Consider the following 24,206-nt stretch of genomic DNA (forward strand, 5'->3'; position numbering starts at 1 on the left):
AAGGGGCTGATAAAGTGCTCGCTTTGGGATTAAAAGCTGTACCAGCACTTAAAGCAGGACAAATTTTAGTTCGTAACCTTGCGATTGGTATCAATCCAGTTGATTGGAAGTTTATTCAAGCTGATCCTATTAATTGGCCAGATACACACACACCTGGCGTAGACGGTGCTGGGGTTGTTGAGCAGGTAGGCGATGGCGTAGATACCAAACTAATTGGTAAAACAGTCGCTTATCATCATAGCTTAAGTGAAAACGGCAGCTTTGCTAAGCACTCAGTTCTTTATGCTGAACGTGTTATGCAGTTACCAAAAGAGTTAGCTGCTAATGTTGCTGCTGCATTGCCTTGCCCACTGCTTACTGCGTGGCAAGCCTTTAGCAAAATACCATTACGCAAAGACGAAAAAGTATTAGTTACCGGCATGGGAGCAGTTAATAAACTACTGACGCAAATGCTGAACCACAGTGGCTTTGAAGTTCATGCATTATCAAAAAGCTTAACGGCAGAGCAAGCAGAAAAGCTTGGCGTTAAGTTAGTATTACGCGACGCACCATCTGAAGGTGGCTACTTTGCACTCTTTGATGCTAATGGCCCTGAAGAAGCTAAAAAGTTAGTGCCACTCCTACAAGCAAATGGTCATGTGATCAGTATTTTAGGGCGTATTGAAACCCCAGTCGATGAGCCATTCACACGCACTATTTCTTATCATGAAATTGCCCTTGGCGCATTACACGATTATGGTGATACACAGCAATGGCAACGTCTTGTAAGTGATGGCGAAAAGCTCCTTAATGACATTGCGTCGGGTACTTTAAATGTTGAAGAACCTACAGACTTTGAATTTAACAATCTCAACGATGCGCTTGAGTTTTCTAAAGTTCAAAAGCAAAAAGCCGTTGTAGTTGTTTAGTTATCATTTAAAAGGCCTCTTCTGAGGCCTTTTTTATTTTATGCAACTGTTTCGTTGGCTGTATTATTGATTACAGCGAGGTGATAAATAATCACTAAGTTTGCAATAAACCACAGATCTTTAATCACAAATTGACCAAGTCCTGCTAAAACCGTCGAACTGCTAAGCGCATTCGGTGCGGTAATTAAAAATGTTTGCGTCATGATAAAAACAGCGCAACAGGCAAGCCCTGCCAATACTATTAATTTGTTGTTTTTAATCAACAAGCCAACACAAAGCAACAGCACACTGACAATATCAAACACACCAATTACATTCGATGCACCCTGCACACTAAAAACCTGATATAACCACGACATAAACGGCGATGTTTCGATAAGTGTTACAATCCCCTTCGCTTCAAAAGCAAAAAACTTCATGGCGCCAATCCAAACCAACACTAATGCCACCGATGCATAATTTAAAGCAATATGCGCTTTATCACTTAAAGCCTCTTTGTAAAACACAAATAAAAACAGTGGAATAACAGCAAAATACTTAATGAACCCCTGCCCTGAACCAATCACAGGAAAGCCTCCTTCACTTGCAAGCCAACGATTAGCGCCAAACAGCGTAATCAAACAGAGCAGTGATATAGCAAATGCAGTAATGGTAGGAAGCGCTCTATTGATAAACCCCAAATGTGAATGAAGGCTGGTAATGCCAACAAAGCAAAAAGCAAAGCCTGCGATCATACTCATGATGTGAGCTGGCACCTGAGCGTCTAATTTATAGAACGAAAAAATACTGCCAATGGCATTGGGGTTTGCTCCCAAGATAAAAGACAAACCCAATAACGAAAAACTGATGGTGATAAGTGCAATCACTAAATTATTTGATGTACGTAAATTCATTTAAACCCCTCTCTACTGCTTGTTTAAAAGACCTCAGTTAGGGATAAAAACATTCACACTGAATTAAAATATAAGAAAAGTCTGATAGTCATTTTTTATAAACCATTGAAAAATTATGAAAAGAATCGACACTGCTTGATTTTATTTAGGCAAAAAATAAACCTCTTTTTTTCAATATCAGCAATTTTGTTCAAGTTTTTAGGTTGCCTGCTTCGCTATATTGGCGTAGGAATAATAACGAAGCGCACAACCTTCAGGAGCATCTGTGAGCAAAGACAATCACTTTAAGTACATCAACAACGAACAGCATCAGAGCATCTCGATGTTGACTGCGACTATGAGTGATTTTACCTATGCAAAGCATGCTCACGAAGAGTATTCAATTGGCATTACTCTACAGGGGCGGCAAGATTTCTTTTGTCGTAATGCGTTTTATAAAAGCGTACCTGGCAATGTTATTTTGTTTAACCCTGAAGATATTCACGATGGTCACTCTGGCACTGAGCAAAACCTAGAGTATCTAATGCTGTATATTCATCCCGATGAATTTCAGCCTTTGTTCAAAGCGCTAGGATATCAGCAAGATTGTACATTACGTATGGCAAACACCTTGTATGCTGATCCATTACTGCGTAATCAAGTGATTCACTTATCAAGGCTTTTACAAACCAATAGCACCAGCAAAATAGAGCGAGAAGCTGCAGTATTGCAAATGGCGCAATCTTTAGTAAGGCTAAACGGTAGCCTTGATTTACCGGCTTTAAGCACCCGAGTTGATAGCTTACTTCTGCGCGCAAAAGACTACATTTTGGCAAATATCGACAATGACATTTCTATTGATGACATTGCCCATGCTGCCACTATGTCGAAGTATCATTTTATCCGCCGCTTTCGCGAGCACTTCGGTATTACTCCACATCAATATGTTTTGAACTGTCGTATTAATTATGCCCGTAGAGCGTTACAAGTTGGCCGCGATGCCACCAGCGTAGCGGTTGAATCTGGCTTTGCAGATGCCAGTCACCTCAATCGTAACTTCAAACGAGTATTCGGTATGACACCAAAACAATTTCAACTGCAATGGGCTCGTAGATAGAGCTAAATTACTGATTTGGAGCTGTTATGGCAGATATTTTTGTATATGCTATTGGCATTATGTACACCCCTGGGCCAATCAATTTACTCGGCTTAAGTAGTGGCTTAAATAAACAAACTCGTTCACACCTTGGATTTTTTATTGGCGTGGGTAGCGCGATGTTTATCTTATTTGTTCTGCTTGGCTACCTTGGCTTACAAGTGATCAACCCGCAGTTTTTGCCTTATGTAAGCTTAATTGGTTGCGGCTATATTTTGTATATTGCTTGGAAGGTTGCAAAAGCAAAAGTACAGGTGAATGATACCTCAGCGGATGCCTCACTCAGCTTTTTCGATGGCCTGTTTATGCAGCTATTAAATCCAAAAGCCTTGGTGGCCACTTTGCCAATTGCTACGATTCAGTTCCCAAGCGCAGATATTACCGGCGCTGCAATCGTATTTTGGTCTCTTATTTTAGCCATTCTTGCCTTTGGAGCTCCTACAAGTTACTCGTTAGCGGGCTTAATGCTTGGCAAGCAAGTATCACGGCCGGGTGTTTTTAATGTGTTTAATAAGCTGATGGCTATTTTGTTGGTTTATGTCGCACTAATGATTGCCTACGAGCATGTGCTAACCCCGTTAATGGCCTAAAATTGATCATCCCTCGCAAACAGGCATAATAGCGTTATTCAGCAAACGGTTATCACAAAATGATGCAAGGCAATCTATCTATTCGTTCTTACAGTACTAAGCCTGTTAGTCATAGCCATGACTATCATCAACTTGTACTGCCCTTAAAAGGTGTGATTGCTATTAGCGTGGGTGATTTTCAAGGTAAAGTCGCCCCCGGTGAATGCGTGGTTGTCAAAGCCTCGCAAACACACCTGTTTACCGCAATGCCAGAAGCCCGATTTGTGGTGGCCGATATGCCAAAGCTACCAGATAACCTGGCCACGGCTGAGCGCTGCGTGTTTGCTATTAATCAATCACTTTGGGCATTTTTGCAGTTTGTGGCAAAGCAACTTGAGCAAGCAGTTAATCGTGAATTAGAACTTGCCATGTTTAACACCTTCAATTTGCTGTTAGCTGAGCAAATTATGCAGCCTAAGGTCGACAGCCGTATTAGCGAGGCACTGCTTTATATCGACAGTCACTTAGGTACTTCTCTTCAAATCAAACACCTTGCCAGCATTGCCTGTTTAAGCCCAACGCAATTTAAGCTGCTGTTTAAGCAACAAACAGGATTGACTGTCATGAACTATGTAACCAAACAGCGAATGGAAAAAGCCCAAGCCTTACTCAGTCATACCGACTACCCGTTGCAGCGCATTAGTGAGTTAGTTGGTTTCAATGAGCTTTCATCTTTTAGCCGCAGTTTTTCAAAGTACTTTGGCTTATCACCGAGTAAATTCAAAAAGTAACTTTAGTTTTTAACGCCAACAAAACCGTCCTTTTTGTCAAAAACTGCACATCAATTTTGATTATGCTTTTGATATCTTAAATTTAAAGCGAATCATCAATGAACCATACCATCGCAACCATTGCCGTTTTAGTTGCCAGTGTGTTTTGGGGCACAACAGGCACAGCCGCAAGCTTTGCACCAGACATTAGCCCTTTTGCAATAGGTGCGTTTGCGATGGGATTTGGCGGCGTATTACTTTGCCTAACATCACTAACTCAGCTAATAAACAATGCAAGTACACTGCGAAAGCATTACTCCCTAACCCTACTAGGTTCAGTCTGTGTTGCTATTTATCCGCTGGCATTTTATACCTCGATGAATAGCGCAGGTGTGGCAATTGGCACCGTTGTTTCGATTGCCAGTGCCCCTTTATTTACCGTCTTATTGGAATACTTAATCGAGAAAAAGCCCATTGCAACTCGCTGGCTAGTGAGCTTTTGCTTTGGTGCTATTGGCATTGGCTTAATCGCGTTAGGTAAAGAACATAACCTTGCTGCTAAGGGGCTGTTTAGCCAAAACATCGGCATTTTACTTGGCTTAATTGCAGGACTTACCTATGCGGGTTATTCATGGGTTGCCAAACGTTTAATTAGCAACGGCGTTCATTCAAGAGCGACCATGGCAAGCCTATTTGGCGGCGCAGCATGTATACTCTTGCCTTCGTTATTAATTACTGGAGATGCGCTTTTTGCCACAGCTACCAATACCAGCGTGGCGCTTTACATGGCCATAGTACCGATGTTTTTCGGTTATTGGCTATTTAGTATTGGTTTAAAAACCATAGCGGCTAGCCAAGCTGTGCTCATTACGTTACTTGAGCCTATCATCGCCACCATACTGGCTATTGTGATTTTAAATGAGCAATTTCAGCGAATTGGCTGGCTTGGCATTGGCTTAGTGAGCATTAGCTTGGTAATTCAAACGGTCAATATTAAGCAGTTCGTGATACACTGCAAAAAACGCATATTGACGATTTAAGATGAGAAAAGACAGCCGACTATCACGGGTTTTACATGTGCTGATCCATTTAGACAGCTACAACCACCCTGTTACATCAGAGACATTAGCAAACATGTTAATGACCAACCCAGTGGTCGTGCGCCGTACTATGGCGTTACTGCGTCAAGCAGGTTATGTATCGGCAATCAAAGGTCACAATGGCGGCTGGCTACTGGCCACTCCCTTAACAGACATCACCTTATTTGATATTCACCAAGCGCTTGGCGAAAAGAACCTGTTTGTCATTGGTCTAACCGATGAGCACAGCAACTGCCCTATCGAACATGCAGTGAACAGCGCCCTGCAAAATGCGATGGATGACGCAGAAGCCCTGTTATTAAAACGTTTTGCTGAAGTGTCGCTTGCAGAGCTTGCCAGTCAATTTAAAAAATAAGCGTCGTTACACTGCCTATTAATTGGCTTACAGCAATAAAAATAGGCAATAATAGCTTCATAGCGAGCCTTATACTTATAAAGCAAGCGGCATTTCGATTTTAGAAATAAAATCTCATCATTATCATCATGTAGAACAAGTACTCTAAACACCCTGCAAACCCCACCATTTCAAGCGATTAAGTAAATTCTTAATCTATTCTGGTCATTTTTCGATTGCCTGCCATAGGGCTTTTTCGGCATTTTAGACAAACACCCTGTCATTTTAGGCAAACATTCGTTTCAGCCGACTTCTATACTTAATCTCAATCAAGGACGCAAAGCAAACAGCTCTGCAATCGAGAATAGTCTCTGTCCTTACTTATTAACCCAAAGAGGATTTACGCTCATGAACAAAGTTACTTTTCCAAACACTAACGGTTTAGATATTACTATCGCTGGCTTATTAAATTTACCTGCTGATTTTGATGAAACAAAAACCTACCCAGCCGTTGTCGTATCGCACCCAGGTGGTGGTGTTAAAGAGTAAACAGCAGGGACTTACGCACGTAAACTAGCTGAGCAAGGTTTTGTCGCTATTGCGTACGATGCATCTTACCAAGGTGAAAGCACTGGCGAGCCACGCCAACTTGAAAACCCACATGTTCGTACCGAGGATGTGAGTGCAGTAATCGATTACTTAACGACCTTACCTTATGTAGATAATGATCGCATTGGCGCAATGGGTATCTGTGCAGGGGCAGGTTACACCGCAAATGCTGCAATTAACGACCGCCGTATTAAAGCCGTTGGCACAGTAAGCATGGTAAATATTGGCCAAATGTTCCGTAATGGCTGGGATAACAATGTAAAAGACAGCGACGCTATCCCATATATCCAAGCTGGCTCTGATTCTCGCACATCGGATGCAAGTGGTAACGACATTGCGACTATTCCAATGGCACCGCTGAAAGAAGAAGATGCACCAAACGAAGAGCTTCGCCAAGCGTGGGAATACTACCACACAGACCGCGCAGCTTATTGCACTGCACCGGGTTTTGCGACTGCACGCAGCTTAAATCAAATCATCACTTATGATGCTTTCTTTAAAGCTGAGGCATTTTTAACACAACCATTACTGACCGTCGTCGGCAGCAATGCAGGCAGCAAGTGGATGAGCGATGACCTAATGGCGCGCGCAGCATCAAGCAGCAAAAACATGTACATCGTTGAAGGTGCAAACCACATGGATTTATACGATGGCGAAAGTGAAATCACTGAAGCCATCAGCGTATTAGCCCCTTTCTTTACAAGCAACCTGTAATTATTAATCCGTATGAGCCCGAACAGGGCTCATTACTAAAAGCATTTAGGAGCAAACATGAACATTCAAACAGTTAGTATTCAAAACCACGATATGGCGTGGGCTATCTCAGCACTTGTCTTAACACCTGCTAATTTTGATGAGTCAAAAACCTACCCAACCATGATCAGTGTTCACCCATTTGGTAGCTGTAAAGAACAAACCTCAAGTAGTGTATATGGTAAAGCACTTGCTGAAGCGGGTTATGTGGTTATTGCCTTCGATGCCAGCTATCAAGGTCAATCTGGCGGTACACCTCGCTTTATTGAAAACCCATCACAACGTGTTGAAGATATTAGCCATGTTATTGATTATGCGGTTACACTCCCTTATGTCGATAACGAGCGCATTGGCAGCATTGGGGTATGTGGTGGGGGGGCTTATGTACTTAACTCAGCACTGACTGAAAAACGCGTAAAAGCCGTAGTCGGCATTACGCCAGTTAATTTAGGTCGTCTATTTAGAGAAGCATTCACCGAGTTTAACCCAGTCGGCGCACTTGAAGCGATGGCAGCACAACGTACTGCTGAAGCACTTGGTGGTGACTTACAAGTAAACGAATTACTCCCACCAAGCATTGAGTTTGCCCGCGACAATGGCCTGACTGAACGTGATGTTTTCGAAGCGACTGATTACTACAAAACACCGCGTGGTCAAAGCGAAGGTGGCGCAACACGTATGTTATTTTCTCATGCACAAAAAACCCTCACTTGGGATGCTTTCGCGTTTGCCGAAACATTAATGACTCAACCTATGATGGCTGTAATTGGTCAAAAAGTAGGGGCATTTGGTGCATACCGTGACGGTAAAGAAATTTACGGAAAATCATTTGCATCAAAAGACAGACAACTCGTTGAACTAGAAGGTTGGTCGCACTATGACCTGTACGATAAGCCTGAACCAGTTGCGTTAGCGATGCAGCAAATACTGCCTTTTTTAACCAAGCATTTATAAAAAGGCACTTGTAAGCTGAGCATGCATAAAACAAATAAGTTAGGCCCCAAGACTTGGCCTAACTTACTTTAGTTGTTGATTTGAATTTGTGATTTTAGGAGTTAACACAATGATTAAATGGCTATTTATAATACTCGCAGTTGTAATATTAGGGCTTTTATCTCTTGCCATTTGGGTCACACAAACTGAGAAATCACAGCATGCTAAAAACAGCTTACGTCTACACAATGCGGAGCCGAGAATCACGCTTGATGCCAAAACAGCCGTCGTGGTTTTTTCTCGCTCTGGGAATACTGGGGTTTTAGCAGATCACATAGCGCAAAAGCATAACGCGGAGCTGTTTGAGATAACGGCTACCGATTACGAACTAGGTATTCCTGGTTGGATAGCTGCTCTCAATGATGCCAGAAGCAACGTAGCAACAATTACCCCGAGCAATATAAACCTTGAAAAGTATCACACCATTTATTTAGGCTCGCCTATTTGGCTTTATAGCCCTGCCCCACCGATTTGGCAGTTTGCAAAAAATAATGACTTTTCAGGTAAAAATGTGATTTTATTTAATACCTTTAATAGTAAGTTCGAACAGCATTTTATTGATGATTTTGAAAAGCTGGTTCGGGCAAATGGCGCAAAAACGTTTTCTCACAGGTACGTGAATCGTGGCCGTATGGGCTCTCAAATTGGTAGCCAAGATATGCTTGATAAATTTGACAGCCAAGATAACTAACCGTGAGTATAAAACATGATAGACACCAACCATCAAGAGATTGCTAAGCCACTCGCGCAAAAGATTATGTTATTCGCTAATAAAGCGGGTGATATTACCTCTCATACACCAGAGCTCACATTGCACATTCGTAATGCACCAACCGACCCCTTGCATTGTATTTACACATTAAGCCTTGCAGTGGTGCTACAAGGTGCAAAAATGCTTTCAGTTGAAAACAGTGTACTGCCCTGCTCTGGTGGGCAAACCATGTTAACCACTTTCGACTTACCTGTGGTATCCCATGTGACCGAAGCGACACGCCACCAGCCATTTGTTGCCATGGTGCTAAAGCTTGATTACAACCTAATTTTGCAAACAGCCGCAGAGCTTAAACTGCCAAAGCAATCACGCAACGAAACGTTTGAGCCGATTTCTATTCATAATATCGATGCAGGCCTAACAGATGCACTCACTCGGTTATTTGAGCTTGAATATAACCCTGCACTTCGCGACGGCTTACAGCCATTACTCATGAAAGAAATTGTTATTCGCCTTTTACAGGGATCTCATGGGCCTCACCTTAGAAAACTGGCATCAGAGGGGTCACCAAGTAGTCATATCGTTAGAGTTGTGAGCTGGCTTATAACCAACTTTATGCGTCCAGTACAAATTGACGAGTTAGCAAAACAAGCGCATATGAGCTCATCAACATTTCGCCAGCACTTCAAAACCATTACTGGCACCAGCCCATTGCAATATTTAAAAACTTTACGCTTACAAGAGGCTCGCGATCAAATGCTGATCAATGGTCTTGATGCTGGTCAAGCAAGTGGTGTGGTCGGTTACGAAAGCCCTTCGCAATTTAGTCGCGAGTACAGCCGTTTATTTGGCCTGCCTCCGCAAAAAGATATGCAAAGGTTAAGACAACAACAGATTTAAATAAGCGTGTTATAACTTGCTAATTGAAGCCAAATTAGATTGTTTACCGGTCACAAATTCGTACAGCACTTTAATTGGCAGGGGTTTACTGAAGTAATAGCCTTGTACTTGAGAACACTCAAGCTCTTTAAGTATGTTCAGCTGCTGCTCGCTTTCAACGCCTTCAGCAATTGACTCCATATTTAACGCACTGGCTAAATCAATCATGGCTTTAACAATTGCTTTGTCAGCATCGCTGGGGTTTTCTAAATCATCAATAAACGATTTGTCGATTTTAAGCTTATCGAGAGCAAAGTCTTTTAAGTAATTCATTGACGAATAACCTGTGCCAAAATCATCAATCGACATTTTAAACCCCGCTTCACGTAGTTTTGTAATCGTGTTTAATGCAAATTTAGGATTACCAATGGCAATGGTTTCCGTTAACTCAAGTTCAATACATTCAGGCTCAATAGAATAAGTTTGCAACACCGAAATTAAATCACCAAGCAGCTGTTTTTTAACAAACTTCGTTGCCGATAGATTTATTGCAAAAGTAATTGCTGGCATGTTGTCGTCTTGCCACTGGCGAATTGTTTTCACGGTATTTTCGAATACCCAGTCATCAATTTCGCTAATGCGGCCACTGCTTTCAGCAATAGGTATAAATTCAGCAGGTGATACATTGCCTAGAGTTTCGCTGTGCCAGCGTAATAATACTTCAACAGCCACCACAGCGCCTGAGGCTATATCTATTTGTGGTTGAAAAACTAAATAAAGCTCATTATTTTCAAGGGCAAAATTAAGAGCATTGATGATTTGTAATTGCCTAAGGCCAGATTTATTCATTTCTTCGGCGTAAAATAACGCATTGTTTCTACCCTGCCGTTTAACCTCAAACATCGCTGATTCTGCTTTTTGCAGTAGCGGCTCAAATTCTTTCCCATCCATCGGATACAGAGCAACCCCCACGGATGCCGTAACAACAATGAGTTCATCATTTATCGTAAGTGGCTCACTGATCACCCTTAATAGATCGTGGCTGCTCTTATTTATAGCGCCGGTGGAGGTATAAGGCGTAATAAATGCAAAGCGGTCGCCTTGCAGCCGTGCAACCATAATATCCTCACCCATGAAATTACAAATTCGCGCACTCAAGGTTTGTAGCACAAGGTTGCAACTCGCCATTCCCAATGCTTTATTGAGAATCTTAAAGTTATCCAACCCAATTAAAATAAAGGCTGCTTTTGTATCTGCTTGAAGCTTAATGGTTTGTTCAAATTCCATCTGCAACTTGTCTTGGTTTGCAAGCCCTGTTAGCTGATCAAAATAAGAAAGTTGATGTATGAGGGTTTCACTTTCGACTTCTTTAGTCACATCATGCTGAAACGAAATGTAGTTACTGACTTTCCCTTGTTTATCCATTATTGGGTAAATGGTCGTTTGCTCAACAATCACTTTACCGTGCTTAGTCATGTTAACCAAAGCACCCACCCAGGCTTTGTGATTATTTAGATGCTCCCACATAGCTTGATAAACAGCAGGTTCAGTTTGCCCGGCACTGATTTTATGCGGGCTCTGGCCTATTAGTTCATCATACTCGTACTGACACATATCAAGATATGCGCGATTCATATATTCAATTTTTGCATCAGTATTGGTAAACATAATGGGGTGTGGATTTTGCTCAACCGCTTGAGACAGTATGTGCATGCGTTTGTTTAAATTAATTTTATGAAACCATTGCCACACTGACTCAGCCCAAACCGTTAGCATGTTTTTATCTTGTACACTAAACACCTTGGTTTGATGCTGCAAAATAATGGCCATATGACATTGACTATGGCGTATCACTGGCACCACTAACAATGAGTTAGAGTCACTTGGTAACCCGAATTCTTTTGCATGTTTACGATTAACAATGACAGCTTCTCCTGCTGCTATTTTGGCTTGTAATTTTTCAGTGCATACTTCAAACGTATTGCCTTGCTCAGCACTGTAGGCATGCTGTTTTAGCTCGTTGCAAATAAACAAAGCCGCACCATCACAATTGGTAATTTCGAGGGCTTGGTTTACAGCATAATTTAACAACACATCTTGATCGTCTTGAAACGATATTTCGGTTAAGTGTAATAAACCCCGATTAAACTTACTTTGCTGGGCAAGTGCCGCCATACGCCCTACTTTCTCTGACACATCGCGGGCGTTCACCAAATACGTTGGGCCATCATTATCGTGCTCGAACAAAGTCACCGAAAATTCAAAATGAATCACCCAACCATTTACGCTAATGGGTAAGGTATTGACCAAACAGACACCTGATTTTTTTGCCTCCATTAGCGTTCGCATAAAATCTTGCGTATCTGATTTCGCAAACATATTACTAATATTTTGCCCAACCATCGCTTTAGTAAACACATGGCTATCGGAGTTATCACTGAATACTTCACGAAAGGTACCGTCTTTTTCTAGCTCAAAAACCGAGTCTGGCAGTGCGGTGAGCGTTGCTTTTAACTGATTAGAGGAGTTATCTAGTGCCGCATACGGTTTAGTGACGGTTTCAACAAAGAGGATTTTATACAGCAAAAAGTAGGTGAGCCCTTTATAAACATGCCCAAAAAAGTTAAAGGTGTTGGTGGTGTGTGATGCATCATTAAACATCACAAAACAAGCCTCACTTAAAATAGCTAATAGACATACTAATGTTTTACCTGCAATGTTTAAGTTTGCTCTAGGTTTACGAAGCTGTGTCGCGAACATGACGACGGCGGCACCGTAAAGCCCCAAAACAAGTAGCTCAATTAAAAACTTAATATGACTCCCGCCTACTCCTTCAATATATATTTCTGGCAGTAAATCAGGAAAGTAAAAGAATGTGCTTGCGATGGTCAAACAACAAAGCAACAAAGAGGTAAGCAAAGCACGCGCGTTTAACGGTTTATAATTAACCCAAATTCCTGCCGCAATAATTAAAAATGCAGCCCCATTAAACAACCGAGCAATAAGCCAAAAACTCAATACCAGATTCATATCAGCATGGCCGTCATGCATGCTATCAAAGGCTAAAAAATGTAATGAATCAAAAATAGCAACGCACAACATTGTGCAAGACAGTAGTAATAGTTTGTAGTTATTCGTAAAGTGCCAAGTGTTCCAACCAATCGCAAATATTAAAAACGAGATCACAACTGAAAATAATTCGACGCTCGTATGCATTGCTACATAAAAAGGAATAGCAGCAATAAGACCCAATCGCTCAAGTAGCAAAACAACAGCCAGCAGCAATACCCCTAACGCAATATAAGGTACAGTGTGTAAAAGCTCTTTTTGATGTGATGGATGAACAACGTATTTCACTATAGTTTTTGACTATATTTAATTAATACCCTTAGAAAAAAGGATAGTAAAAATAACCAATAACGACAGTGAAATACCAAAAAAGATGAGGTAAATGCGCTAAGTATGACTTAGCGCATCTTCTATTTAGCTTTATTGAATGGATTGCGGGTGTCTTGGTCGGCATCGAGATTACGCATCAAAATTGCGTGATCTAAATCGATATCTTCTGGCAGAGGAATTTTAACAATATGGCCAGAACCTTTTGCATCGCTAATGGCTTCGCCTTTTTTGTTTTCCATAAAATCCAACTTAAAGTTGATGTTGCCTTTTGGTGTCATAAGCTCAAGTGAATGACCAGTACAGAACTTATTTTTCACATCAATTTCAACTAAGCCATTATCGTTGCGACCTAATACTTCACCCACAAACTGCTGTTTATCTGACACCGAATGACCATACTCATAGTTTTGATAGTCTTGATGTGCGTGGCGTTTTAAAAACCCTTCTGTATAACCACGATGCGCTAAGTTCTCAAGAGTTTTAAATAAGTTTGCGTCAAATGGACGACCAGCAACGGCATCATCAATGGCTTTACGATACACTTGTGCAGTACGAGCAACATAGTAGAAAGACTTGGTACGGCCTTCAATTTTTAAACTATGCACGCCCATTTTCGTTAGTTGATCAACATATTGAACTGCACGTAAATCTTTTGAGTTCATTATGTAAGTGCCATGCTCGTCTTCAAAAGCAGGCATGTATTCACCAGGGCGGCCCTGCTCTTCAAGCATGAATACTTCGGTACTTGGCGCACCATCACCTAGGGTTGGGATCACCGCTTTAGGGTCGATTTTATGCACCATTTCGCCGGTTTCATTTTCGGTGCCTGGTTTCACATCGTAGTTCCAACGACATGCATTAGTGCACGTTCCTTGGTTTGGATCGCGTTTATTAATATAACCCGATAACAAACAACGGCCAGAGTACGCCATGCAAAGTGCACCGTGAACAAACACTTCAAGTTCTGTATTTGGGCATAGCTCACGAATTTCAGCGATTTCTTCAAGCGATAATTCGCGCGATAAAATGACTCGCTCAATGCCCTGCTGAGCCCAAAAGTTCACAGTGGCATAGTTCACCGCATTGGCCTGCACAGATAAGTGAATCGGCATATCTGGCCATTTCTCACGCACTAGCATGATAAGCCCAGGATCTGACATGATCAGCGCATCTGGCTGCATCTCAATGACAGGCTCAATATCGCGTAAGTACGATTTTACCTTGGCATTATGAGGAGCAATGTTCGACACTACATATAATTTTTTATTTTGCGCATGCGCTTCGTTGATACCGGTTTGCAGGTTATCTAAGTCAAACTCATTGTTACGAACACGAAGGCTATAACGAGGTTGGCCAGCGTAAACGGCATCTGCACCATAAGCAAAGGCATAACGCATATTCTTTAAACTACCCGCAGGTGATAACAACTCAGGCGTAAAAGGGCGAGGGGTCAAAATAGGTGACGACATGAAAGCTCCACACATCGAACCGAGTACAAATCGGTTGCATGAATTAATACAATAATGAAGCGCGGCAGTATAATAACCTGCCCAGTAATTTTATTGATCTAGATCATGATTGATTCATAGAGCTTATTGTTGAGTAGGTGACAAACGAAAAAAGCGCCATAAGCGCTTTGGTCATAACAACAATATAGGGGAGTAGTTAGTGGGCTGAGCCATCTCCGCCACGTAATACGTTATTAGATGCTTTACATCCATTTTCAGCGATATAATCAACAGCCGCTTTTGCTTGCACTATGCCCCAGCCGTAAGCATGATCATAACCCATATCTCCCTGATCATCGGCAGATGCCCTCAGTGCTAACCGAATGCCATTCGCAGAACACTCAGGATAATTACTCCATACCAATGCAGCTACGCCGGAAACATGGGGAGTTGCCATCGAAGTACCTGATTTAAAGTCATGATCTGAAAACTCAGCGACTGTTATTGTGGTTTTCTTACCGAGGTTGTCCATTAAATTAAGACCCTCATTTCTTGTCACAGAGCCAGCAATCATAGAAGTAGGGTTAATAGTGCCGATTAGCTGGCTTTGGTTATTATTTCGAATGATAACTCCCACACCGCCATCCGCTTCACACTGCTCTACTTTTTTATAAAACGGAATTTCCCCTCGTTCGATTAGACAGATTTTTCCTGTTACATCTCCACAGCTTTGAGTACCTAAACCACAATCAACTAGCTCCCCTGTCACAGTACCAAAACGCGAACCATCCATACCATAATATTGGAAATTAACAGTATCTTGCGTGACATTAAATTTTGAAAAGCGCGCGCGGTCAACAGGCACAGTTGAGAAAACATTAACGCCTGGCGCTGCTAGTTCAATTTGACTGCTTCGCTGAGAAAAGCTTGCATGATTTTTAGTGCTATCAACCGCTGCAACTGAAATCACACTGTCATAAGATGCAGGATAGCTATGTGAAGCTTCACCAGCATTTCCTGCTGCCGCAACCATTAATATATTCGCACGAGCAACTTTATCTAACGCTTTTTCTTCAATCGGGCTTGAATATTTTCCACCAAGGCTCATCGAAATAACCGTTGAACCAGCTTGTTGACACTCATCAATCGCACCAGCTAAATCTGAAGCGTAAGCCCAGCTACCATTACCAGAAAAAACACGCACAATGTGCATATCAAGAGAGTGATCATCGACAATCCCTGTCGTACCAAACTCATTGTCGATTGCAGCAATCGTGCCCGCAACATGAGTGCCATGACCAAATGGATCTTGATACCACACTCCAGCACCGCCATCGTCTGAGCCTGTAACACCAGCACTCGGCAAATCTGGGTGTTCTAAGGCATAACCGCTATCGATTACACACACTTTTTGTCCGCCTTGGTATTGAACTTGATCAGCTTGAACCATCGCTAAACCATACGGAATATATTGCGAAGCGCCTTCAGACATTAACTTTCTTGGTACGTCAGGGTAAAAAGTCTTTACGTTTGTAAGCCCTGTAACATTGGCTAACTGAGTTTTATCAATCGAAATTGCAAAACTTTCTAGTGAACTAAGCTCTTTTTCTATTTTAATATTATTTGATAACAACTCCGATTTAAGCGCAGAGACTTTATTACTATTTGCTTCTAGAACAATTCGCATAGATTGATCAGCTAAAGAAGGAAAACTATAAGCAAGAGCAATGCTTGCCGCTAAAACTGTTTTTTTATTTATCATCATTAAACTCCTTCTCTACTCTGCGTTGTCGTCATTTTTGCTACTTGGGCAATCTTTCACTTGTACATTGCCACTTATGGTTCCGGCATTGTTATAGCCTTGGTATGGACCAGACTCGAGTAACATCACATTCAATAACCCATTTGCACCAAATCCAGATTTAATACCTTCAGAAATATCCATCATGCATGCAAAGCCAACCCCCTCTCCAGGCAGGCTAGGATTGGTTGAGTTATAATTAAACTCAACTTGATACATCCCCTCAGTGCAAATATCTTGTTTGCAGAATAATCGCTCATCACCAGACTCTGCCCCATCAGGCGACACTGGATCTTCACTACATAAGCCTGCACCATAAACCTGTGCGTTAAATGATACTCCTCCAGATTGTTGCCAATCTAACGCAGTTACATCTTTGTAATTTACTTTTCCGCTTACTTCTCCATCACAACGAGCTGCATGTGCTGTAAACACAGCTTTTCCAGCCCCTCCCTTTGAATTAAGAGTGCCGCCAGCGTTAACTTGAGCGTCTAACTTTGCACATCCACCCATAATAGCGAATGATGTGATTAACAAACCTAACTGCGTTTTTTTCATATTAATTCCTTGTTGTTTGTTTTTATTAAAAACAGCTAAAACCACTCAATAATAAAATATATTTAATTTATACAATTAGTTATGAGTGACAAAATAAGTAATAGAGGAAGTGAAATGAGAATTCAACACACTAAAAAGGGTAAAAACCATGGCAAAAAAAACGATTAAATTAATTGTAAAAAAACGCCTTAATTAACATACCGTTAAATATTTATTTACAAAAAATAAAAGTGTATCAATCTGTACCAAAGTGTAATCAAGCACTTAAATATTAAAAACCCAGATGTGACCTAGCACTTTAACATTATAAAAATTAGACTAAGTAAGGACTTATACAGAAAAGAAAAAGGTGACCAATCCTATGGCCACCTTTTTAGATCAAACTCAATTAACTATCCAGGGTAATTGGTTTGGATTTGCTAATGTTAACAGCAAAGCCCTTAACATTGATATTTTTATACGCCAGTTAAGCGTTCTCGGCGTTTTTTCCACAATAAAAACTGATAACCAAGTAGGCCATCGGCCTGTATATTGATCCGCCCACCTGCGGCTTTTATCACTTGCAATTGCTTTGGCTTATCGTCGAATTCAAATTTGAACATATATAACGTCAGTGTTTGCTTAATCAAACTAATGGCAAGCTCGTGCTCTTTTGCAGCCTCAATATTGACCATTTCATTCTGATTAAAGCGATATTTAATTTGTTTATTTGTTGCGATTAATTTCGGCATCAAATTAGCGATATGTGCATTCCAGTGCGCAGACTTTTTTGCATATTCCATTGAAGCCGCTTCATCTAGCTCCCATGTGGTCAATAGCTCTTCAGGAACATTAAACCCTTTGTTGCTTGAGCTTGCAGCTTGATGGGTTTGCGCACATGCTTGATCAGGAATAAAGCTTAGAAGACACAACCACATTATTGTTATTAATGAACTTTTATACATTAGCAGGCCTTTGTTACAAAGATATTGAAATAAAATAAAGGCCCAGCCAACTAGCCGGACCTTTAAGCGCTTAACACAACATAGTATTAGTCATTAATATGCGCACAGCGGCCAAATTCAGCACCTGCTGACACCGCATCAACCACTTGCTTAGGGAAGCTAAGTTCACGGTCGCGGCCGTTATCACATACAAATGCCTTATTCGCGTCAATTTCTATTGATAACACTGCGCCAGCAATGCCAGCCATGATCTCAGAACCATCAGCACTTAGACCAAACATGTTATCGGTAAGCAAGCCTTTCGCTTCGGTAACACCTTGCTTAGCAAAGAACTCTGCTGATGACATCCAGCCAATACCTTTTAAATAAATGGCGCCAACAAAACCACCAGATAGAGGGCTACCAGCGCGTCCGGTGATCATCGATAGGTCCTCATTTGCATCAAGAACCATCACTGAAGGTAAGCCAAATCCTAGTTCAACTAATTCTTCATGGCTGTAGCCTAGGTCGCAATAGTTGGTCCAGAAATTAATCGCAGGAATGTTGTCACACCAACGTAAGCTACCAATTTTTTGAGTTGTATTGGTTACTGTATCCCATACTTTTACGCCAGCAGGGCGACGGTTTTCGATGGCGCCAAAAGCGACATAACGACCATTTTCAGACATCACTGAATTGTCGATTGCACCAAACTCCGTGTAGGTATCTACAAGCTCGCCATTCACCCAAGCAATTTGCGTAAAGCCATTGGTTGAACCTGTAATGGTTTTGCCATTACCAGAGATACGATCTGCTCGCGCCCATGCCGTACGACGAATTTCCTCATCGCCATTCATAATAGCGATTTCTTTACCGCTGCCATAAGAACGGTCAACCATTTGGGTGCCAGGTAAAACGCTTGCTTTACCAGTGTTTGCATCCCAAACAGTAGGCATACCAACTGAACGTGCTGCTTCGCCTTCAGCACAGCGATTTGAACCATCGTATGGGAAGCGTGTTGTACCAACAATCAGCTTACCATCATCATCCATATCCCAGATGCTATGTGAGCTTTGCCCCTGCTGACTTGAAAGCGAGCAACTATTCCCCGTTAAATCTTCAAGCATTGATACTTTGCCAGAGTTTATATCCCAGACACCGCCTTGCATCACGCCATTATCATTAAAGTGTGCGGTAATGGCAGCTTTAGTGGCTGTTTTGTTCATTGCTGTGCTTGTAGAACTCAATAAAGCGTAGCCATCAGGGCTTACTAAAGTATCAAACGAATTAGTCGCACTGTCGTATAAGAAAGGAATACCCGAAGAGGTTGTTCCAAGTGCTTTTTTACCGTTTTTAGCGTGATCCATTACAAACGCTGAAATCAGTGGCGTATATTGAATACCATCTTGATAACCGTTGAAGTACATCTCAAGCTGTTTAGTTTCACCTGCTGAAACAACTATCTCTGTCATCGCACAGGCATTATCTATCCCCGGGTTTGCACTTTCGTTGTCGTTCCAATATTCAGCTTCAGATAGAATATTCGTTTGCTGAGTTGGGTAGCCACCTGCATTGATCTCTTGAGTATAAAGAGCATAACGAGCACCTGGCGTTAAGCCATTAATAGTGAATGAGCCATCTGGGCCGATACGGCCTTGTGTCATGTTACCTGACTGTTGGCTGATCACATCTTCGTAAGGGTTATCAAGGTTACGCGCTATTAAATTCACCCCTGAGTACTCTACTCCCTCTTTTGTTAAGAGCTTACCTTGAATAGAGCCAAACTGTGATTTGTACTGCGCAGAAGGATAAAGATCTGAGATATTAACGATGTCATCTTTCACATTAATGGTGTGTTGATTTGCACCAGCACTGCCGCGCACATTAATAAACGGGAACATCGTCTCAATAGCAGAATAATCTAACATACTAGAGCTGGTAAATTTAGTGACACCTTCACAACCTGGTACACCGTCGTATTGCGGACTATAGCTTGCCGACATATACACTAAATGGCCATTTGCTTGTGAGTGAGACATATTGATCGCATGGCCAAACTCATGGGTGAATACCCCACCAACTTGCGTGCCATCGGTATCACTAATATCAACAAACCAGCCATTCATTAAAGCTGTCGCTTCGATAATTTCGCCAGTTTCTTCGTCGGCCCATTCAGGGAATGCAATACCTAAAACAGCGCTTCTCGGCACACCAAAATAGTTTTCTAAAATGCCACCATCAGTGTCGTAATTGACCCAAAAGCCATAACCATTCTCAACACCATAAATTTGATCAACATTTTCTGCAGTCACATCCGCAATGCCTGTTTTCTCAAAAATCGTGCCCTGTACTGACATCTCGAAAGTTGACGTTTCTACATCAGACCACTCTTTCACAGCATTCGCCGTTACTTTGTTGGCTTGCTCAATCGTTAAAAAGGTATAATCTCGGTCCAGTTCAGTGTATGCAGGGATCACTGTGCCATCAGGTAAAGCAACATCAACGTTAAAAACAGTGCCTTTTTCAAGTACAGTGAAGGTTTCGACATCGTTACCGTCTTTATCTTTGATAAGTTGGCCGCCATCTGTCCACACTGGAATACTGCCTTTTGAGGTGTCCCATTTATATGGCTGCATTGTCGGTTCATGAATATAGAGTGGGCCACCGGCTAACGCACCTGTCGAAATAGTTGCAAGGGTTAATGCTGCTGCGATTTTAGAAAATTTCATTATTGTTGTACTCCAGACAGTTTACCTACTAAATCCATAAAAACTCCCACATCGACTGCACCTGGTGTGGTTAAAAGATTTTGTTGCTCTGCTGATAAGCTGCTGGTATCTAACCCTTCAAAAACACCTTTGTTAGCAAAAATGTTCTCTACTTTGCCGTTGCGCACTACAAATTTACCTTGAGCAAGGCCTACGGTCGTTTGAAACCCTGTGATTGATGCTGGCTTATACATAAAGGCAATCACTTGTTCGCCTTCTTGCCATTTAGAAAAACCTTCAGGCGTTGCGCCTAAATACACTTTGCCATTGCCCATAGAACGGGGTTTTATCAGGCCAAACTGACGAAAAGTATAATTTGAATCGTCTTTTAACTTGCCTTTTGCATCTGACGAAACCTGAATAGTCACTTCGGTATAGGGACGATTGTTATCAAAACCATCTGTTACGCTTACCACCTGGCCAGCAATAATGCTCTGTGACTCAACAGCCATCTCTTGTAAGTTTTGTTGTTTTAGTTTCATTGCATTGGCTGCGGGGCTCAAAGTCAGCATGGTGCCAAGTGCAAAAGCTGACGCGCATGACAACTTAGAAAGTGCACTGCGTAGTTTCATTATTCTCTCCTTTGATTATTCAAATTAAAATAAAAGTGATATTTTTTGTTTAGAAAAAATCAACTCACTAATATTTTATGATTGAATAAGTTCAGGAATTCACGAAAAACCATGTAGCGTTTTGTACACTTAAATTTAACATTTCGATTACAATTTTATTATTGCTATTTTTCTCTGAAAAGATAGATTAAATTCACACGCGAAAGTAAAAATCAATTATTTTCAACAGTTTAAGATAGCGCCACTTTATCATGGGTAATTAGCTTACCCATGACAAAGTGAACAAAAGGTTAACAGCAAAGTGGTGTTTTTACATTTTTTAAATGTGTAATGGAGCAGGTAAATTTATACCAATTAGCTTAGCTGGATGAGCAAATTGTAAGCGAGTAGAGATTGGGTATGTCAGCAGAGAAGCCCCGCTGACAATAGCTGATTAATAGCAATTTAAAAAAGCTGCACTTCTTCAGTTTCAAGCGCAAAGGTTTTGCCATTTGCAAAACTTATATCGATATAAAAAATATGACTACTCTCAACTTCTGGAGCTTGGTTAGGTTTTAGTTCAATAAATATAGGTGCAGTCGTGGGGAATACGCTTGCGAAGTCTTCAACACTGGCATAGTTGCCATCACTGTAATAATCAAAATCACTATTATACATTTCTTTGATATCAAACAGGCTATTTAAACTCGTACCCGCGGTGAGCTCACTGTTGTAATCAGCGCTTGAGTAAATATTAATAGCTGTAATGGTATTCGCGCTCCCTAATACCACTGCTGGGATAGGACAGTCTGCATATTCTTTATTAGGGTCAGGCTCATCTCCTTCACTATAAACGCCTTCGCCAGCACCGCCTAATTTTATGATATAGGCATCATAAGCGAGTGCTGTGTTAGCCTCGTTTTGCCCTGGGGTGACAACATAATTATCAATATCGATTGCCAGGGGAAAAGGGTGGCATGTTAGCTCATCATTTGAGTCTGAATTACAACCCGCTAAACAACTTGCGAGTAAACTGACCAGTAAAAGTTTTTTCATAATTGTCCTTATTAGTTTTGTCATTTCCTAAGATAATAATTACTTATTAAACTGCTCATAACAAGTGCTTAGCGGTGCAAGCACGCTCATTTTTTATACTCAATTTGCTATACGTAGTGAGGGTTCATGAAAATGCCATCAAATGACTATTTAATAAAATTAGGAATTTTCACGTAAAGCGCGTATAATTCGCGCCCGTTAATATTTAACCTTTAAATTTAAAAATTATTGGAGCATAAAGATGGCTTTAGAGCGTACTTTTTCAATCGTAAAACCTGATGCAGTTGCTAAAAACCACATCGGTGCTATCTACAACCGTTTCGAAACTGCGGGTCTTAAAATCGTTGCAGCTAAAATGGTTCACCTTTCAAAAGAAAAAGCTGAAGGTTTCTACGCTGAGCACAGCGAGCGTCCTTTCTTCGGTGCTTTAGTTGAGTTCATGACATCTGGTCCAGTAATGGTTACTGTTCTTGAAGGTGAGAACGCAGTACTTAAAAACCGTGAAATCATGGGTGCTACTAACCCTGCTGAAGCACTAGCTGGTACTTTACGTGCTGACTACGCAGACAGCATCGACGAAAATGCTGTTCACGGTTCTGACGCTGTTGAATCAGCTGCACGTGAAATCGCATACTTCTTCGCTGACGAAGAAATCTGCCCACGTACTCGTTAATTTCGAGTTCACAGCTAAGTCTGTGATGCAGAAGAAAAAGGGCTTTCGGGCCCTTTTTTAGTCATTAGCTAAGCCTATTGTAAATCTGTTTAGCTAATGACTAAGTCGATTAAATAATGTACAATCGCGCACCCAAACTACTTACCACCGTCACTGATTGAGGTTGTTTCATGACCACTGAAAAAAAGATTAATTTATTAGATTTAAACCGAGATGCAATGCGTGAGCTTTTTGTATCATTCGGTGAAAAGCCATTCCGTGGTGATCAGGTGATGAAATGGATTTATCATTTTGGCGTCGACAATTTTGACGACATGACAAACGTCAACAAAAAGCTGAAAGAAAAACTAAAAGCTGAATGTGAAATTGTTGCTCCTGAGATCTCAGTTAAGCAAGTAGCAAGTGATGGCACCATCAAATACGCACTTTTACTTAAAGGTGGCCAAGAAGTAGAAGCTGTTTGGATCCCAGAAAAAGACCGTGCAACTTTATGTGTATCTTCACAAGTAGGTTGTGCCCTTGAATGTACGTTCTGCTCTACAGCACAACAAGGCTTTAACCGTAACCTAGCGGTGTCTGAGATCATTGGTCAAGTTTGGCGTGTAGCGAAAGACATTGGTTTAGACGGCGACAGTACTAAGCGCCCTGTGACTAACGTGGTAATGATGGGTATGGGTGAGCCACTACTCAACCTTAAAAACGTCGTACCCGCAATGGAACTTATGATGGACGACTGGGGTTTTGGTTTATCAAAACGTCGCGTTACATTAAGCACCTCAGGTGTGGTGCCTGCTCTTGATTTATTAAAAGAGAAAATTGACGTAGCGCTGGCTATTTCACTTCACGCGCCAAACAATGAGCTGCGTGATGTACTGGTACCAATTAATAAAAAGTACCCGATTGAAGAGTTTTTAGCAGCGTGTCGTCGTTATATCGACGGCTCTAAAGCAAACAAAGATGTGACTATCGAATACGTTATGCTACAGGGTGTGAACGACAGCACAGATCAAGCACACGAATTGGTTAAAACATTAAAAGGAACACCTTCAAAAGTGAACCTGATCCCGTTTAACCCATTCCCAGGTAACGAATATGGCCGTTCAAGCAACAGCCGAATTGACCGTTTCTCTAAAGTACTACAAGCTGCGGGTATCACCTGTATTGTTCGCCGTACTCGTGGTGATGATATTGATGCTGCCTGTGGTCAATTAGTGGGTGACGTTGTTGACCGTACAAAACGTTTAGCGAAAAAGAAAATGCGCGAAGATAACGCAATTGCGGTAAATGTTCACCAAGCATAAGCGACATATTTAAAGACAAGCCTTTGTGACAAACTCGTTATTTTTAAAATAATAGATGCAACACAAAGGCTTT

21 protein-coding genes and 1 pseudogene are annotated in these 24,206 nt (G+C 41.4%); 13 read left to right on the forward strand and 9 right to left on the reverse strand.

What is annotated here, in order from left to right; genetic code table 11:
• Nucleotides 1-14 precede the first annotated feature (14 nt).
• Nucleotides 15-908, forward strand: a complete 894-nt coding sequence (locus C2M33_RS03160) for an alcohol dehydrogenase catalytic domain-containing protein (RefSeq protein WP_105173803.1) — start codon at nucleotides 15-17, stop codon at nucleotides 906-908.
• A gap of 38 nt (nucleotides 909-946) precedes the next feature.
• Here C2M33_RS03160 and C2M33_RS03165 read toward each other — a convergent pair whose 3' ends face one another.
• Entirely contained in the window at nucleotides 947-1,801 is an 855-nt protein-coding gene (locus tag C2M33_RS03165) for a DUF417 family protein (protein ID WP_105173684.1), read from the reverse strand.
• A 265-nt stretch (nucleotides 1,802-2,066) separates the two neighbouring features.
• Here C2M33_RS03165 and C2M33_RS03170 point away from each other — a divergent pair, with 265 nt between their 5' ends.
• From C2M33_RS03170 to C2M33_RS03210, 10 genes and pseudogenes are all read left to right on the forward strand, one after another.
• On the forward strand, nucleotides 2,067-2,897 hold the full coding sequence (locus tag C2M33_RS03170; protein ID WP_063704239.1) for an AraC family transcriptional regulator: 831 nt from the start codon (nucleotides 2,067-2,069) through the stop codon (nucleotides 2,895-2,897).
• 26 nt (nucleotides 2,898-2,923) lie between these two features.
• Entirely contained in the window at nucleotides 2,924-3,526 is a 603-nt protein-coding gene (locus C2M33_RS03175) for a LysE family translocator (protein ID WP_105173685.1), read from the forward strand.
• 59 nt (nucleotides 3,527-3,585) lie between these two features.
• Nucleotides 3,586-4,296, forward strand: coding sequence for a helix-turn-helix domain-containing protein (locus C2M33_RS03180; RefSeq protein ID WP_233999084.1), 711 nt, complete (start codon nucleotides 3,586-3,588; stop codon nucleotides 4,294-4,296).
• A 98-nt stretch (nucleotides 4,297-4,394) separates the two neighbouring features.
• Nucleotides 4,395-5,315: a DMT family transporter gene (locus C2M33_RS03185; RefSeq protein WP_063704233.1), complete on the forward strand. Its 921-nt coding sequence runs from the start codon at nucleotides 4,395-4,397 to the stop codon at nucleotides 5,313-5,315.
• 1 nt (nucleotide 5,316) lies between these two features.
• Nucleotides 5,317-5,730: an Rrf2 family transcriptional regulator gene (locus tag C2M33_RS03190; protein ID WP_063704231.1), complete on the forward strand. Its 414-nt coding sequence runs from the start codon at nucleotides 5,317-5,319 to the stop codon at nucleotides 5,728-5,730.
• Nucleotides 5,731-6,117: 387 nt separating this feature from the next.
• The gene (locus C2M33_RS21530) at nucleotides 6,118-6,258 is read left to right on the forward strand and encodes an alpha/beta hydrolase (protein ID WP_233999085.1); all 141 of its coding nucleotides are present in this window, start codon (nucleotides 6,118-6,120) and stop codon (nucleotides 6,256-6,258) included.
• Between the two features lie 27 nt (nucleotides 6,259-6,285).
• Nucleotides 6,286-7,032, forward strand: a pseudogene (locus tag C2M33_RS03195) (alpha/beta hydrolase); the annotation flags it as partial.
• Nucleotides 7,033-7,089: 57 nt separating this feature from the next.
• Entirely contained in the window at nucleotides 7,090-8,025 is a 936-nt protein-coding gene (locus C2M33_RS03200) for an alpha/beta hydrolase (protein ID WP_105173686.1), read from the forward strand.
• A gap of 109 nt (nucleotides 8,026-8,134) precedes the next feature.
• Nucleotides 8,135-8,755 (forward strand): flavodoxin family protein, encoded by a 621-nt coding sequence (locus tag C2M33_RS03205; protein ID WP_105173687.1) that lies wholly within the window; start codon nucleotides 8,135-8,137, stop codon nucleotides 8,753-8,755.
• Nucleotides 8,756-8,770: 15 nt separating this feature from the next.
• Entirely contained in the window at nucleotides 8,771-9,676 is a 906-nt protein-coding gene (locus C2M33_RS03210; protein ID WP_105173688.1) for an AraC family transcriptional regulator, read from the forward strand.
• A gap of 9 nt (nucleotides 9,677-9,685) precedes the next feature.
• Here C2M33_RS03210 and C2M33_RS03215 read toward each other — a convergent pair whose 3' ends face one another.
• The 8 genes from C2M33_RS03215 to C2M33_RS03250 form a co-directional block, all read right to left on the reverse strand.
• On the reverse strand, nucleotides 9,686-13,012 hold the full coding sequence (locus C2M33_RS03215) for a bifunctional diguanylate cyclase/phosphodiesterase (protein ID WP_105173689.1): 3,327 nt from the start codon (nucleotides 13,010-13,012) through the stop codon (nucleotides 9,686-9,688).
• Nucleotides 13,013-13,134: 122 nt separating this feature from the next.
• The gene (gene trhP, locus C2M33_RS03220) at nucleotides 13,135-14,523 is read right to left on the reverse strand and encodes a prephenate-dependent tRNA uridine(34) hydroxylase TrhP (protein WP_105173690.1); all 1,389 of its coding nucleotides are present in this window, start codon (nucleotides 14,521-14,523) and stop codon (nucleotides 13,135-13,137) included.
• 196 nt (nucleotides 14,524-14,719) lie between these two features.
• Complete coding sequence (locus C2M33_RS03225) at nucleotides 14,720-16,267, reverse strand: S8 family serine peptidase (RefSeq protein WP_105173691.1); 1,548 nt, start codon at nucleotides 16,265-16,267, stop codon at nucleotides 14,720-14,722.
• A gap of 12 nt (nucleotides 16,268-16,279) precedes the next feature.
• Complete coding sequence (locus C2M33_RS03230; RefSeq protein ID WP_063704214.1) at nucleotides 16,280-16,861, reverse strand: hypothetical protein; 582 nt, start codon at nucleotides 16,859-16,861, stop codon at nucleotides 16,280-16,282.
• Nucleotides 16,862-17,316: 455 nt separating this feature from the next.
• Complete coding sequence (locus C2M33_RS03235; protein WP_105173692.1) at nucleotides 17,317-17,805, reverse strand: hypothetical protein; 489 nt, start codon at nucleotides 17,803-17,805, stop codon at nucleotides 17,317-17,319.
• Nucleotides 17,806-17,891: 86 nt separating this feature from the next.
• Nucleotides 17,892-20,513, reverse strand: a complete 2,622-nt coding sequence (locus tag C2M33_RS03240) for a hypothetical protein (protein WP_105173693.1) — start codon at nucleotides 20,511-20,513, stop codon at nucleotides 17,892-17,894.
• The gene (locus C2M33_RS03245) at nucleotides 20,513-21,124 is read right to left on the reverse strand and encodes a hypothetical protein (RefSeq protein WP_063704208.1); all 612 of its coding nucleotides are present in this window, start codon (nucleotides 21,122-21,124) and stop codon (nucleotides 20,513-20,515) included. Before C2M33_RS03245 ends, C2M33_RS03240 begins: the two co-directional genes overlap by 1 nt.
• A gap of 444 nt (nucleotides 21,125-21,568) precedes the next feature.
• Complete coding sequence (locus tag C2M33_RS03250; RefSeq protein ID WP_063704205.1) at nucleotides 21,569-22,159, reverse strand: hypothetical protein; 591 nt, start codon at nucleotides 22,157-22,159, stop codon at nucleotides 21,569-21,571.
• Nucleotides 22,160-22,400: 241 nt separating this feature from the next.
• Between C2M33_RS03250 and ndk the strand changes: the two genes are divergently transcribed.
• Entirely contained in the window at nucleotides 22,401-22,832 is a 432-nt protein-coding gene (gene ndk / locus C2M33_RS03255) for a nucleoside-diphosphate kinase (protein ID WP_036972405.1), read from the forward strand.
• A 170-nt stretch (nucleotides 22,833-23,002) separates the two neighbouring features.
• On the forward strand, nucleotides 23,003-24,133 hold the full coding sequence (locus C2M33_RS03260) for a bifunctional tRNA (adenosine(37)-C2)-methyltransferase TrmG/ribosomal RNA large subunit methyltransferase RlmN (RefSeq protein WP_063704202.1): 1,131 nt from the start codon (nucleotides 23,003-23,005) through the stop codon (nucleotides 24,131-24,133).
• The last annotated feature ends 73 nt before the right edge of the window (nucleotides 24,134-24,206 follow it).

This window comes from Pseudoalteromonas sp. T1lg122, from assembly GCF_002964825.1.
Taxonomy (GTDB): Bacteria; Pseudomonadota; Gammaproteobacteria; order Enterobacterales; family Alteromonadaceae; genus Pseudoalteromonas; species Pseudoalteromonas gelatinilytica.